Origin of the sequence: Streptomyces virginiae (assembly GCF_041432505.1) — a bacterium.
GTDB lineage: Bacteria > Actinomycetota > Actinomycetes > Streptomycetales > Streptomycetaceae > Streptomyces > Streptomyces virginiae_A.
Genome location: NZ_CP107874.1, coordinates 27,022 through 40,348 on the forward strand (window position 1 = coordinate 27,022; position 13,327 = coordinate 40,348).

General features: G+C 70.7%; 17 protein-coding genes. 2 read left to right on the forward strand and 15 right to left on the reverse strand.

Features of this window, described 5'->3' with window-relative positions:
- Window positions 1-147: 147 nt before the first annotated feature.
- From OG624_RS43265 to OG624_RS43280, 4 genes are all read right to left on the reverse strand, one after another.
- Complete coding sequence (locus tag OG624_RS43265) at window positions 148-864, reverse strand: hypothetical protein (protein ID WP_331718488.1); 717 nt, start codon at window positions 862-864, stop codon at window positions 148-150.
- An 83-nt stretch (window positions 865-947) separates the two neighbouring features.
- The gene (locus OG624_RS43270; protein WP_331718489.1) at window positions 948-2,468 is read right to left on the reverse strand and encodes a hypothetical protein; all 1,521 of its coding nucleotides are present in this window, start codon (window positions 2,466-2,468) and stop codon (window positions 948-950) included.
- A complete protein-coding gene (locus tag OG624_RS43275; protein ID WP_331718490.1) occupies window positions 2,461-3,228 on the reverse strand; it encodes an ATP-binding protein in 768 nt (255 codons plus the stop codon). Before OG624_RS43275 ends, OG624_RS43270 begins: the two co-directional genes overlap by 8 nt.
- Complete coding sequence (locus OG624_RS43280; RefSeq protein ID WP_331718491.1) at window positions 3,228-4,817, reverse strand: Mu transposase C-terminal domain-containing protein; 1,590 nt, start codon at window positions 4,815-4,817, stop codon at window positions 3,228-3,230. The genes OG624_RS43275 and OG624_RS43280 overlap by 1 nt, the downstream gene beginning before the upstream one ends.
- Before the next feature lie 287 nt (window positions 4,818-5,104).
- On the opposite strand from OG624_RS43280, the gene OG624_RS43285 reads away from it, so the two are divergent.
- Window positions 5,105-5,998, forward strand: coding sequence for a recombinase family protein (locus OG624_RS43285; RefSeq protein ID WP_371640993.1), 894 nt, complete (start codon window positions 5,105-5,107; stop codon window positions 5,996-5,998).
- Between the two features lie 122 nt (window positions 5,999-6,120).
- Window positions 6,121-7,083, forward strand: coding sequence for a prolyl aminopeptidase (gene pip / locus OG624_RS43290; protein WP_331718493.1), 963 nt, complete (start codon window positions 6,121-6,123; stop codon window positions 7,081-7,083).
- A gap of 77 nt (window positions 7,084-7,160) precedes the next feature.
- On the opposite strand, the gene OG624_RS43295 is transcribed toward pip, so the two are convergent.
- The 11 genes from OG624_RS43295 to OG624_RS43345 form a co-directional block, all read right to left on the reverse strand.
- Window positions 7,161-7,880 (reverse strand): RNA polymerase sigma factor, encoded by a 720-nt coding sequence (locus OG624_RS43295; RefSeq protein ID WP_331718494.1) that lies wholly within the window; start codon window positions 7,878-7,880, stop codon window positions 7,161-7,163.
- Window positions 7,881-8,073: 193 nt separating this feature from the next.
- Window positions 8,074-8,739, reverse strand: a complete 666-nt coding sequence (locus tag OG624_RS43300) for a hypothetical protein (protein ID WP_331718495.1) — start codon at window positions 8,737-8,739, stop codon at window positions 8,074-8,076.
- Window positions 8,732-9,301 carry an RNA polymerase sigma factor gene (locus OG624_RS43305; protein WP_331718496.1) on the reverse strand — a complete coding sequence of 190 codons (570 nt, stop codon included), beginning with the start codon at window positions 9,299-9,301 and terminating at the stop codon, window positions 8,732-8,734. The genes OG624_RS43300 and OG624_RS43305 overlap by 8 nt, the downstream gene beginning before the upstream one ends.
- Before the next feature lies 1 nt (window position 9,302).
- Window positions 9,303-9,536, reverse strand: a complete 234-nt coding sequence (locus OG624_RS43310) for a hypothetical protein (RefSeq protein ID WP_331718497.1) — start codon at window positions 9,534-9,536, stop codon at window positions 9,303-9,305.
- Between the two features lie 259 nt (window positions 9,537-9,795).
- Complete coding sequence (locus tag OG624_RS43315) at window positions 9,796-10,068, reverse strand: hypothetical protein (RefSeq protein WP_331718498.1); 273 nt, start codon at window positions 10,066-10,068, stop codon at window positions 9,796-9,798.
- Complete coding sequence (locus tag OG624_RS43320) at window positions 10,065-10,352, reverse strand: hypothetical protein (RefSeq protein ID WP_371640994.1); 288 nt, start codon at window positions 10,350-10,352, stop codon at window positions 10,065-10,067. The genes OG624_RS43315 and OG624_RS43320 overlap by 4 nt, the downstream gene beginning before the upstream one ends.
- 58 nt (window positions 10,353-10,410) lie before the next feature.
- On the reverse strand, window positions 10,411-10,959 hold the full coding sequence (locus OG624_RS43325; RefSeq protein ID WP_331718500.1) for a hypothetical protein: 549 nt from the start codon (window positions 10,957-10,959) through the stop codon (window positions 10,411-10,413).
- Window positions 10,960-11,048: 89 nt separating this feature from the next.
- Complete coding sequence (locus OG624_RS43330; protein WP_331718501.1) at window positions 11,049-11,534, reverse strand: RapZ C-terminal domain-containing protein; 486 nt, start codon at window positions 11,532-11,534, stop codon at window positions 11,049-11,051.
- A gap of 3 nt (window positions 11,535-11,537) precedes the next feature.
- Window positions 11,538-12,023, reverse strand: coding sequence for a hypothetical protein (locus tag OG624_RS43335; protein ID WP_331718502.1), 486 nt, complete (start codon window positions 12,021-12,023; stop codon window positions 11,538-11,540).
- A gap of 55 nt (window positions 12,024-12,078) precedes the next feature.
- Window positions 12,079-12,765: an NUDIX domain-containing protein gene (locus OG624_RS43340; RefSeq protein ID WP_331718503.1), complete on the reverse strand. Its 687-nt coding sequence runs from the start codon at window positions 12,763-12,765 to the stop codon at window positions 12,079-12,081.
- 20 nt (window positions 12,766-12,785) lie between these two features.
- Window positions 12,786-13,283 carry a transcriptional regulator gene (locus OG624_RS43345; protein ID WP_331718504.1) on the reverse strand — a complete coding sequence of 166 codons (498 nt, stop codon included), beginning with the start codon at window positions 13,281-13,283 and terminating at the stop codon, window positions 12,786-12,788.
- Window positions 13,284-13,327: the final 44 nt, after the last annotated feature.

Below are 13,327 nucleotides of genomic sequence, written 5' to 3' on the forward strand. Positions count from 1 at the left end.
GTTACCCGTGAGGGTAACCCCCTTTGTACATGCCCTGTTTTTGATCTTAGTCGGTAGGTCCACCACGTCTGGCGGACGTTGTCGGACGACAGACGAATGTCAGTGGCCGACGACAGGAAGTGTCAGTGGTCGGCGACATGACGGGTGTCAGTAGGGATTGACGTCGTCGGTGTCGATGGCGCGGAGGCTGTACTGGACGTCGTCGGCCAGAACGGTGGCACCGTCGGTGGTGACGGTGAGGAGTCCGGCGTCGATGAGTCCGGCGACGGCATGAGCCCAGGGCCCGTCCTCGTCGGCGGTCACAGAACCGTCGTGCCAGGCCTGGTAGAGGACGGTGGCGTCGAGGTCGCTGAGGACGTCGCGCTGGAGAGGCCGACGGTGTGTGCCGTTGGGGTTGCGCCACGTCGCCGTGTGGTTGCCGGGGTGGATCGCGTTCATCTGCTCGTCGGTGAGGACGTCCATGCGCGGGGCGAGGGTGAAGTGGGCGGGGGCGACCCGACGGAGGGCGTACGGGCCTCCGAGGCCGGGGGCTGCCCAGGCGTGGTCGAGGGCCTCGATCGTGCGGTCGATGTCCCAGTGCAGGGACTCGGCGAGGTAGTCGGCGGTGAGCGGGCGGCCGGCGTGCGCGAGGGCGTTGAGGACGGCGGTCGCGTCGGCTTCGGTGCCGGGGTCGTGGGGCTGCTGGATCTGGTGGTGGCGGGGCAGGCGGTAGACCTCTTCGGCGAACGGGGTGAGGTCGGCGGGGTGGAGGTCCAGGCACCGGGCGAGTTCGAGGACGACGTGCAGGGGCTGGTTGGGCAGGGCGTCGAGCCGGATGTCGTTCTCGTGGACGCCGAGGAGGTCGGCGAGTTCCCAGCTGGTCATGCCCGCGCTGTGGAGGCGACGGCGGATTTCGGTGCCCCAGCCGCGGGGCTGCCGCCTGCGGGGCGGTGCCTGGTACCAGCGGTTCACAGGTCGCCTCCCTGGTCGTCGAGAACGCTGACGGTGAGACGGCGTGCGGTCATCCAGTCGGTGTGGGGGGTGGGGCCAGCGCCGATCTGTCCGTCCTCACGGCACGCGCCGCGGTGGAGCCAGTGGGGGTGGACGCCGATCCGGCGGCAGGTCCGCAGGGTGAGCTCGGTCAGGGTGCGTTCGGAGGCGGGGAGCGCGGGGTCCTGGTAGTTGACGAAGAGGTGGCCGCGGGTGCCGGAGCCTTCCGCGCGGCGGTGGGCGAGCTGGGCGGCGATGATCTCAGCGGCGTACGGGGGCAGGGGTGTCTTGCCGGTGGTGTGTCCGTAGCTGGGGCACTCGTCGTCCTCGCGGCGGTCGATCTCGGCGGCCCAGTCGGTACGCAGGTAGACGGCGTTGTCGCCGAACGTCGACAGGTACAGGTAGTGGCCGTCCTCGTCGACGTTGCGGCACAGCACGTGGGAGAACCGGTCGGGCGCAGCCGACAGGTGCAGGGCCAGGACGGTGGCGGCCGCCGCGTCGGTGGCGACGGTTGCGCGCAGGGCCCGGCAGATGGTGGGGGTGAGCCAGGTCGGCAGGCGGTCGGCCGGGGCCGGGCCGAGGCTGGCGGGCTGCCAGCGCAGGAGGACGCCGCGGCTGAGGAGGGCGGCTTGGATGGCGCGGAGGCGGATGAGCGCGAGCCGGGGGCTGGTGGCGGGGCCGATCCGTTCGTCGCGGAGGTAGGCGTTGAGGCCGCGGGCGAAGTCACCGGATCGGGGGGCGGCGAGGTCGTGGGGGTGACGGCGGACGAACTGGTCGGTGCGCTGGGCCTCGGAGCGGTACACGTGGTTGAGCTGGTCGAAGGTGTCGGCGGCGAGGCGTCGGCGGCAGACGGCGAGGAAGAACGGGAAGTCCGCGTCGGGCAGGGCCGGCCAGTCGTCGTCGGGGTCGGGGTCCTCGTCGGGGTTCGGCGCCAGGCTGGTAGCCGGATCGGGCAGGGGCAGCAGCCGGTAGAAGTCGTCCAGGTAGATCACGCGCAGGGGCCGGTTGGGTCCACCCGAGGGGAGCTTGCCGCGCCGGCCGTGGAGACGGGAGTGACCGAGGCTTTCGAGGGCGTTGCCCATCTTGGTCGCGTCGCGGGGTGAGGACCAGATCAGCCACAGGGTGGCGTCGACGGTGTCGGCGAGCTCGGCCAGGCGGACGGCCTCCTTCTCGGAGAGGCGGTGGCCGCGCTCGACGACGATGTGCGTGGTGCGTGCGGCGGCCAGCCATGCGGCGGCGGCCGCCCATGCGCTGTCGATGGTCAGGCGGTTGGTGCGGGCTGCGGCCGGGTTCTTGCCCGCGGCGGTCAGGACGTCCCACACCAGATCGGACGCGGACCGTACGGGGTTGGGGCGCACGACGACGCACTGGGCGGACTCCAGGGCGGCCAGGCGCCGGGTCACGTTCACCTCGTCGAAGGCGTCGGTGACCAGGTAAACGGTCCGCCACGGCCGGGCGGGCAGGGAGAGCGGGTCGGTGCCGGGGAGGGTCTCAGTCACGCAGGCCGCCGCCGAGGAGGGCGTACACGTTGTGCACGGTGTCCTCGTCCACGGTCGTCAGGTTCTGCTCCGTGCACAGGGAGGCGGCGGTGTGGGTGAACACGGCCCAGTCGCGCATGGTGCCGTGCCCGTAGGAGGCGTCGACGTCTAGGAGCAGGGCGTCGTCCGCCTCGGCGTAGATCGGGTGGTAGCGGCGCATCAGGGCCGGCACTTTCTGTGGATTGAGCGGCTGGAAGGGCAGACGGCGGAAGACCCGGGAGCGGAGCATCGGCTCCTTGGAGAGGACCTCCCAGCAGCCGTCGCCGCCGACGTAGAGGAGCGCGAATCGGGTGCGGGGGTGGTCGTGGAGGTGGCGCAGCAGTTCGATGCAGTCGCCGGTCAGACGCTGCGCCTCGTCCACGACGATCAGCCGCATCGGGGTTGCGAGCAGGCCGGTCAGTTTGGTGGTGAGGTCGAAGCGGTTGCGGGAGGAGGGTGTCTCGGTGCCGGTGAGTTCGCGCAGCAGCTGGTCGGCGATCATGCGCATGGTCGGGCGGGAGGGGAAGGTCAGGACGCACACCTGCGGCCGCTGGGTGGGTGGTAGGGCATCGAGGGCTTCGAGGGCGGCTTCGACGGCGAAGGTCTTGCCGGTGCCGGCCGGTCCGTGAACGACGCCGGTGGCCGCGTTGGCGACGAGGTCGCGGACGATGCGGGTGGTCATCTGGAAGTGGCCGGTGGGCAGGGCGGCGGCGCCGTCCAGGTCGACGAAGTGGCGCGGCATCAGCTCTCCGGGTCTGCGGTGGGGTCGGTCAGTCCGAGCAGGCTGGTGCTGGCCTTGGCGGCGAGCGCCTGGTCGCGGTCGTGCTGGGTGCGCGCTCGTCCGTCGGCTGCGCTCACCAGCCGGGACTCCGCCGGGGTGGCGCCGTCGCCGGTCATCGGGGCGAGCTCACGGCGGGCCCGCTTTGCGGCCTTGCGTCGCTCGGCACCAAGGCGCTTGGCCTCGGCGCGGGCGTGTTCGCGGAAGGCCTCGGTCTGTTCGGGGGTGAGCTGCCCGGTCGGGTAGGCGGTGCACAGGTGCTCGGTGCCGGCGTAGACCTCGATCTGCCGGTCGTCGTGCGGCATGTACCGGATCTGGACCCGCTGTCCGCCGCGCCCGTACAGCTCGGGGGCGACGTAGGTCAGGGACTGGAAGCTGATGCCGTCCTTCTGGATCGTGCGGTCGGTGGAGGCGAGCATGAGGTGGCGCAGCCGGTCGGAGCCGATCCGCCGCAGCGGCGCCGGGTCCTCCATCCACGCCTGGAGGGGCGTGCGGCCGCCCAGCATCCGGTGCGGGCGTTCGGTGTTGTACCAGCGGGCCCACAGGGCGAAGCGGTCCACGAACCGCTCGATCCGCATCGGCCCGCCGGCCTCGCCGCTGGCCTCCCCGGCGGCCTGCTTGGCGGCGACGGAATCCTTCACCGGGCCGTACAGCTTCCCGCTTGCGTCGCGGGGGCCGCCGGTGAAGCCGGGGAGCTGGGAGATCAGCATCTGCTCGATGGTGAGGTTAAGCCGCTCCACCTTGCCCTTGCGATGCGGCTGGAACGGGGGAAGGCGGTGCATGACCACGGCGAGGGTGCCCAGGGCCGCCTCGACATCATCGGCCGCGAACTCCAGGCCCTGGTCGATGCGGACGCGCTCGGGGACGGCGCCGAACGGCGAGGCCTCCGGCTCGTGGAGCATGGCCATGCGCATCGCGGTGAACACCGTCCCCGACGTCGGGGTGATGGCGACGGCCCAGCCCAGCAGGGCGCGGGTGCCGTCGTCGACGACCGTGGTCATCCACGGGCAGATCGCTTTGCCCTTCGGCGGCAGCACCACGAGCGGCAGCTGCTTGTGGTCCATCTCCCAGCACCGGCCACGCAGCGCGTCCGGGCGCTTCAGGTACACCGCGGCCGCCCGGCGGCCGGACTCGCCGGTCCGCCACGCCGCCTGCTCGGCCGGGGTCAGCTCCTGGCCGAACGCCCGCTGCAACGTCCGCAGCGTCACCGGGCGGCCGCCGGCCCACCCCTCGGAGAGGAAGGGAGGCACCGGCGCCCCGGCCGTCGTGCCGTCCCCCGCGAGCACGGCCTGCCGCGCCCGGTGCAGGGCGGCGATGTTGCCCCGGTAGAACGCGAACGCCTCGCGGTCGGTCTCACTCAGCAGGTAGCGCGGTCGCGACTGCCGTACGGGACGGGCGGCCGGAGAGGACAGCCACCGCCACACGGTGCGCTCGCTCACCCCGGTGCTCTGCGCGACGGTCCGCACATGCCCGGCCGTCAGTACCCCGTCGGCCCGCAGCTCTTCCAGCCGGGCCACCGCCGTACGCCGCACCTCCGCCGCGATCTTCGCCACGGTCCGAAGTGTCAGTGGGATGTCGCCGCCCCGGCACCCCTGCGACACCGTCTCCGCTCGAACTGCTGAACCCACCCCGAACCGGTTGCAGGCGCCGCGCTCCAGCGGCTAGAGCAGGCAGGGTGTCCGCCGTCCCGGAATCGGTCGTTTCCGGGACGGCCGCCCGAGACAGGGCCCCGCGACGGGAACCCGTCCCGAAAGGCGTCCCGGAACTCCGGGCGGGCACGACGATGCGGGATGCGTTTTCGGGACGGGCTGCTTCGAGCGGCCGGGCGGGAGTGGAACACGTGGACGTCGACCTGGACGAGATCGCCCGCGCCGAGCTCGTCGAGCGCGAACCGTGCCCGCGGTGCGGGGCACCGCCCGGCTCCCCCTGCCGGGCGAACTCCGGCGTCGTCGCCGTCGACTACCACACCGGCCGCTACGGCAAGATCCCCGCGCTCAAGTCCGGACCCGCGATCCGCATCCCCGCAGCCCGCGGCCCGGGCCGGCCCTGGCAGCCCGGCCCCGAACCCGACCTCGCCATCGGCGCCGCGCTCGCGCGCTCCGGCGACCGCATCGGCTACGCCCGCGTCTCCAGCAAGGGCCAGGACCTCGCCGGACAGGTCCGCCTCCTCAAAGAGGCCGGGTGCGTCCGAATCTACGTCGAGAAGATCGGCACCCGCGAGAAGATCCGCCCCGAGTACAACACCGCCCTCGCCGACCTCCGCCCGGCCGACACCCTCACCGTCACCATGCTCGACCGCCTCGGCCGCAACATGATCGAGCTCATCACCAGCGCGCAGGACCTCGCCGAACGCGACCACCGCCTGGAAATTCTCGGCGGCCCGCTGTCCGGCATGTACGACCCGCAGGGCGCCGGGAAGGTGCTCTTCGTAGTCTTCGCCGCGATGGCCGAGGTCGAGCGGGAGTTCATCCACGAGCGGACCCTGATCGGCCTGGACACCGCCGCCGCGAACGGCAACCACGGCGGCCGCCCGCCCGCGATCGACGGCGACATGCTCGCCGTCGCACTCCGCCGCCGCGACGCGAAGGAGTCGGTCACCGCCATCGCCACGCACCTGGGCGTCGGCCGCTCCACCCTCTACCGCACCCTCGCCGCGTACGACGAAGCCGCGGCCACCACAGACGTGCCACGGATCACCGCCCTCCGCGCTGGGCCGCCTGACAACCGTCGGTGACCAGCCGAGAACCCAGCCAGCCGATCGGGCAGGGGCCGGAGTCGCCGACGGTGTCACCTCAGCCATGTTGTCTACTACAAGGCCTTGTTCATGCTGCATTTGGTTGCCAGGAGGTCTGGAAGATGGGCGAGCTGTACCCGCCGGTCGAGCCGTACGAGAAGGGGATGCTCGACGTCGGCCACGGCAACCTCGTGTACTGGGAGGTCTGCGGCAACCCGGACGGCAAGCCCGCCCTCGTCGTCCACGGCGGACCGGGATCAGGATGCGGAAACGGGGCACGCCAGTACTTCGACCCTGACCTCTACCGGATCGTCCTTTTCGACCAGCGCGGCTGCGGCCGCAGCACCCCCCACGCAAGCGAACCCACGACCGACATGCGCCACAACACCACCCGGCACCTGATCGCCGACATGGAGCGGCTGCGGGAGCACCTGGGTATCGACCGCTGGCTGCTCTACGGAGGCTCGTGGGGCTCCACGCTGATCCTGGCCTACGCCGAGACCTACCCGGAGCGGGTGTCGGAGATCGTCATAGCCGCCGTCACCACCACCCGGCGCTCCGAGATCGACTGGCTCTACCGAGGTGCGGGCCGGTTCTTCCCCGAGCAGTGGGAACGCTTCCTCGAAGGAGCCGGCGGCACACCACGGGACGGTGACATCGTCGCGGCCTACGCACACCTGATGGAACATCCGGACCCCGCGGTACGGGAGAAGGCCACAGCCGACTGGTGCGCCTGGGAAGACGCGGTCCTGTCCGGGGAAACGAACGGCGCCTCCAACCCGTACGGCGACCGCCCGCCGGCCGCGCAACTGGCCCTGGTCCGCATCTGCTCGCACTACTTCTCCCACGGCGCTTGGCTGGAGGAAGGCGCCCTCCTGCGTGATGCGCACCGCCTGGCCGGTATCCCAGGCGTGCTCGTCCACGGCAGGCTCGACCTGGCTGGCCCGCTCGACACCGCATGGGAACTCGCCCGCGCCTGGCCCGATGCCCAGCTGACCGTCGTCGGCAACGCAGGCCATCTGGGGAGCGATACGACCCGAGCCCATGTACTCAAGGCCCTCGACCAATTCGCTCGCCAGGGATGAGACCAGACCGCCCGGCGATCAAGAGTCACTGACACCTCACGTGTCGCCAACCGCTGACATATCCATGTCCCCCGACATCAGTCCCACAGCAACAGCAGCAGCCACTCGATGATCTGACGGATCGCAGCCCCCAGCGCGAGGTAGTGCGGGAGGTCGGCGAACTTCGGGCGGACCGCCGCGAGGCCGCGTCGACTGCTCTCCGTAACCGTGCTCTTCTTGACCCCGTGGCGGGCGGCGACCTCCTCGGCCGACTCGCCCAGGCCCTTGTGGTCGTAGAGGTACTGGCGGGTGCGCGGCGGGAGCTTCTTGAGCTCCTCCTCCAGCAGGATGAGGTTGATGACCTCATCCATCGGGTCCTCGGCGTCTTCCGCGATGCTGTCCTCGGCGCTGCAGGCGTCGATCGGCGCCTCCTTCGGCGACATGGGAAAGCGCCGCTTCGCGATCAGGAGGGCCGTCCGGTACATGGCGCGCTCCGGCAGTACGATCCGGTCCCGGCTCCGCCAGAGCACCTCCATGACCTCGGAGCTGACGTCGTCCACCGCCATCTCCCGCGCACCACCGGGGAGGTGGTGCAGACGGCTGCGGGTGTACTTCCGCAGCCGCCGGCCGTAGAGCAGTTCGAACCGCTCGAAGGGCGCCTTGTAGACCCAGCAGGCCCGGCACCACCGGTCCTGGTCGCCGTAGAGACCGGTCGGCGTCTCCACCGGACCGCCGTCCGCAGCAGTCGGGAAGACCACCTTCAGGCGGTCCGACTCGTCGGAGCAGCCGAGGCAGTACAGCGGCACGTTGACGTTCACACACTCCCCCTTGGGGCGGGGCCAGCCATCCTGCGATCGGCCCTTCACCCCTCTCGTGCGTGCAACCGCCCCTCCGGACGACACCGAGTTCCAAGAAATTCTCGCGGGTGACACCAGCCACCCGCCCCGGCAAGATCCCGCGCACGGGGCCTTCCGCCCTCGGCGGTCTGGACTAGCCGGGCGCTCGGACGGGTCAGGAGGTGACCTCCTGAAACTCGTCAGAGCGGTCGAAAATCCACTCGATTCTGGCGCACAGACTCTCCCCCACACCGGTTCGCTCGCCGATGCTGCACGCGATGCTCGCCCAGAGCTGTGCTTGAGCCCCTGTCGTTGAGGTGGCGTTGCGCCATAGGACGTCCGTCAGCGCGGAGAGCTGGGCCGTGTACCCGTTGAGCGGCTGGAGAACCCTCTGCCGATCCATGCGTACGCCGTACCTGAACTCGCGGCGGATGGATCGCAGGAAGCGTTCGTAGTCGAGCAGAGCATGAACACTTGCTTCGAGGTGCTTCAGGCTGTACCTAGTCAGCTCCAACGCCTTCAGCCGCCAGAGCTCCCCCGTCACCTTCGAGATCGCTGCCAGCTCTTTCCCCATGATGTCGACAAGCTCCCGCACTGCCGGACTCTCTCCGGCGGGTTGCATCCCGAACTCAGTGGCGATCTCTTGGACAACGTCGATGTTGGAGAGCCGGGCTTCATCCTCTGCGGCCCTGAGGGGACTCAGCTGCTCGAGTCCCGCCTCGGTGTGCAGAGACCGGGCCACAGTGCTGCGCAGCTCCTCTGCGTGTGTAAGAAGGAGAACGTCGAGGAGGTCGTCGGTGTCGGTGCCGGTGCCGGTGCCGGTGGCTAGGGGGTCATTCATCCGAAGGTCCTTCCTCGGTGTGGCTGTGGCCGGGCCCTGCGAGTCCAAGCAATTCCTTCAACTTGGCTCGACCCCGCTTGGCGTTCGTACGCAGGGCCATCTCGGTTTTCCCGGTGAACTCGGCGATCTCCCCGTAGGCGAATCCGTCCATCTGCCACGCGAGGACTTCCTGCTGCGCGGGGGACAACTGCTGGATCGCGCGGACGATTCGCTGTTGGGTTTCCGTGAGGATCACCTCGCTGATCGGGCAGGTGCCGCCGACGCGGTCCGGCACGAAGCCCGCAGGGGACTCCACGTGGTGTGACTGGCGCAAGTACTTGGTCCACGCGACCTTGCGTAGGTAAGCCCGAGGGTGCTCGATGACGCGCCAACGGTCCGGAAGCAGCTCGATGAACGCCTCGTGCGCCGCATCGGCCGCCTCATAAGGGGTAGCACCGCGGTGTATGAGGTGCACCGTCACCGCCCGCATCTCCAGGTTGTAAAGACTGTCGAAATCATCGCGGGGAAGGCGGCGAACCGCGTACGTCTGCACGTGCGCGGCAGTTGCCGGGGATTCGGTCACGTCACCTCGCTTCGCTCGGGTTGTCGGCAAAACCGACCATGATCTCGACCTGACGCTCGCGATCCTTCTCAACCAGCCGGCTGCCAGCGGGCAGGAGCCGAACCCGATCTGACAGCCCGCTCTGGGCCAGCTCTGCCCTGCGGACCGCTCCCCGCTCCCTGATCCAGCGGAGAAGCAGTCTCACCAGGTAGCCCAGAGCCACAGTCACCGCCCCTAAAACCAGAGCAGGATCCATCTCTGTTCTCCTCCACGATGGCGGTGCTGTCCGCTCCGCGTCTGCCCCTTAAAGCAACTACAAGCTGTCCGCGTGACACGTGCAGGTCAGAGGGGGCACCGACGTGTGCGCCCAAGCCAGGCGCCGCAATGGAGGGGCCGCCCGATAGCCAGCCCGGGGTCCGCACACTGAACGAGCGGGCGGCACCGGTCCGACCACCTCCGGGCATGAAGCGACCCCCGGCCGATTCCCTGCCGGGGGTCGCTTCGGTGTTCGTGGGTCAGGGTCCGGCGATGAGCCACAGGATCAGCGCGGCGTCCATGTCCTGGTTGTAGCGGTAGACGACGCTGATGCCGCGGCCGGCGGTCTGCTCGGGCAGCAGCTCGATGACGTACGTCTCGGATCGGGGGTCGGCGTCAGGGAGTCCGCGGGCGTGGTGGGGGTCGGGGTCGTCCTCCAGCGCGCGGCGGACGGTTTCGACGGCGGCCTGCTCGCTCCGGCTGAGGTCGGCCAGGATCTTCTCGGCGGCGTCGCTGAGGAACGCGTGGGTCACCGGGCGCCCGCCTCGTTCATCTTGCGCCGCAGCTCGTCGGTGACGTCCTCGGTGCTCCGGCCGAGCGCGGCCATCGCCTGCGGGTCGAAGCGCAGGAGCACCCGGTGCCGGTATGCCTGGGTGATCTCGCGGACCCGGCCGAGGTCGTCCAGGTCCGCCTCCGACAGCTCCCGCTCGAACGTGGCGAGGTCCGCCGGGAAGCCCCAGACGCGCAGGGCGGCCCGCAGCTCGGCGAGTGTGCGCATCGGCGGGACGGCATCGTGGTGCTCAGGCTGTGCGGTCACGGCCCCTCCTTCGGTCGGTGGTTCGAGTGTCCTACGCGGGACGGCCTTCGGCGGGCGCTCACCGGTTCTTCCTGAACGGGTCGGCGACGTCGCCGCGCAGAACTCCGTGGACGAGCTGGGCGACCTCGGTGGCGCCGGCCTTCGTGGCCGGGGCGTGGATCGTGTGGGCCGTCGTGTGTGCGGAGTTGAGCATCAGCTCCCAGCCGCTGTCGGTGTAGAGCGCGACGGCCAGGCCTCCGGCCGTGCCCCAGGTGGGGCCGCCGGGCACGGGGGCGATGCCGACGCCCATGCGGACGGGGGTGGTCACCACCTCCAGGCCCTCGGCGGCCAGCGCGGTGCGCAGGTGGTTCAGCAGCTCGTACAGCTCGGCCGAGGTGCGTTCGGTCGCCGGGCGCCCGTACTTCCGGGAGACCGCCTCGGCGGCGGCCAGGGCGAGCCAGCCGTCGAAGTCCGCGGCCTTCTGGTCGAGGCCGTGCTGGTCGGCGGTGGCGAGGTAGGCGTCCAGGAGTGCCGCGGCCTCGGTGACGACGCTGGGCGCGTAGAGCCCGGCGTGCCCGTCGTAGATCCGGCGGACCCTCGCGGACGAGCCGGTGGTGGAGGTGGGCATGTGTGCTTCCCTTCAAGGGCGGAGCCCGGGGCCGATACCAGCGGCCCCGGGCTCCATCTTGTCGTGCGGGGTGGACGGTGTGGGGCGAGTCAGGCGATGTCGTCCGGGAGTGGACCGCCCCGGCCGCCGTCCAGGTCGACCATGAGCATGTCGGTCTCGTGCGGAGGCTCGGGGTCGGTGTGGCGGACCCGGTTGTGGAGCCCGGCGGGCAGCAGCGGCAGGTGGACGTCGCGGTGCTCGATGGTGGCCTCGTCGCCGACCGCGCGCAGCATCTCGTACGCGGCGCGGGCCAGGCCGACGCTGCGGTGCCGGCCCCCGGTGCAGCCCCAGGCGATCGTGACGTCGGCGCCGGTGTCCTCGGCCAGGCCCCGGGCGGTGGCCACGGCGTTGAGCGCCAGGCGGTCCGCGCCGGGGGTGTTCATGACGTGGTCGTAGACCTCCTGGTCGAGGCCGGTGAGGTGCTTGAGCGCGGGGTCCTGGAACGGGTTGCGGAGCAGGGCCCTCAGGTCGAAGACGACGTCGGCGGTGGGGACCGGGCCGTGGCCGTAGCCGAAGGAGATGATGCGGATGGTCATGGGTCAGCTCTCCTCGAATCGCTTGGTGGCGCAGGGCGGGCAGAGGGGAATCTGCCGGTGGTTGGGCTCGTCCGGGTAGAGCGCGGTGGAGAACGGGTCGGCCATGACCTGGACGTCCGGCTGCTGCTTGCCGCACTCCTCGCAGCGCTGCAGGAGCGGCTCCAGGAGGTCGAGGGCGTGGCGGATGCGCTCGCCGGTGCTGTCCTGGGCGGTGCCCTGGGCTTCGTCCAGCAGCTCGGTGACGCGCTCGATGTCGTCGTGGTCGACGTCGGACATCGACATGTTGATGGTGCCGATGACGTCGGCGACGGCGGCCAGTACACCGGCGCTGAGGTTGGCCGGGTCGTACAGCGCCTGGAGGCCGGCGGCGTGGGGGCCGATGTCCTCGGTGCGGCAGGCCGCGTCGCGGATGCGGTCGAGGCCGATGCGGACGATGGCGATGGCCGCCTGGAGTTCCTCGGTAAGGCTGAGCTTCGGATTGCGGTCCACTGAAGTCCTTCCTGAGTGGGTTCGGGATATCTAGCGGGTTTGGGCGACTGGCCGGTCAGGTCAGGCCGTGCTCGTGCTGGTTGAGGTGGTCCAGGGCTCGCTGGAGAAGGGGGCGGTGCGCGGTGTAAAGGGTGCGTCCGGTGGCAGTGATCGCGGCGTCCAGCTGGTCGAGGGTGCCGAACTCCCACCAGTTGGCGTCGAGGGCGTCGTCGGCGGCGATGGCGGTCACCGTGGCGGGCAGCAGGTAGAGGGCAGAAGTGCTCGCCACCCAGGCGTGATCGCTGTTGCGCCAGTCGTCCACGAGGTCCTGGCCGAGGATGACGGGGCGGTGGTCGGAGAGGTCGACGCCGGTCTCCTCGCGGAGCTCGCGGACGAGGGCCGCCGGGGCGGTCTCGCCGGGGTCGACCATGCCGCCGGGGATCGCCTCGACGTGGATGTCGTCCCGGGTGATCAGCAGGACCCTGCGGTCCTGGCCGGTGCCTGCGACGACGATCGGGTCGGCTGCGGCGTTCTCGCCCCACTTGCCGAGGTTCCGGCCGACCCGGCCGGTGCGGCCCTGCGGGTGCATCGGCCATCCCCGCTCGTCGAACTCGAAGCGCACCAGGGCGTCGGCCTGTCGCTGGGGCCAGTCGTGCACGTCGGCCGGCGTTCGCGCTGCTTCGGCCCAGGCGGGCACCTGGTGGGCCAGGACCGACGGCCGCAGCTCGGGCGGCGTGATGTCGGTGGGGGTGTATTCGCTCATGTGGATCTGTCCTTGTCCGGTTAGAGGGCGGCGATGAGAAGCGCGGCGATGAACAGGAAGGCATGGTGGAAGGACTGGTCGAGGGCGTACGCGCCGGTGCCGAGGTGGGCGGCGGGGGTGCCCTTCGCGGTGACCGGGGCGGCCGGGTGGGCGCCGGTGCCGAGGCTGGCGAACTCGGCCTTGCCGGTGAGCTTGGCGAGCCAGGCGAGCGTGGATCGACGGTCCGCCCACCAGTGGCTCGCCGCGTCGATGCCGAGGCCGGCGGCCAGGCCGAGGCCGGTGACCGGGAGGTCGAGGACGAGCACCGCGGCCGCCAGGGCGATGGCCTTGGTGAGGGTCAGGCCGAGGACGTGCATGGTGCAGGCGATCCGGCCCGCGCGGCTGGACTGGCCCTCGACACGGTCGTTCTCGCCCTTGTGGGCGGCCTGGTGGGAGCTCTGGACCCAGTGGTCGCCGACGGAGTGCGCGACGAACAGGGCGGCGAACACGGCGGCGAAGGTGGCGGCGGTCTCGGTCACGGGCTGCTCCTCGTTTCGGATGGCCTACCAGCCATCTTTTCCGC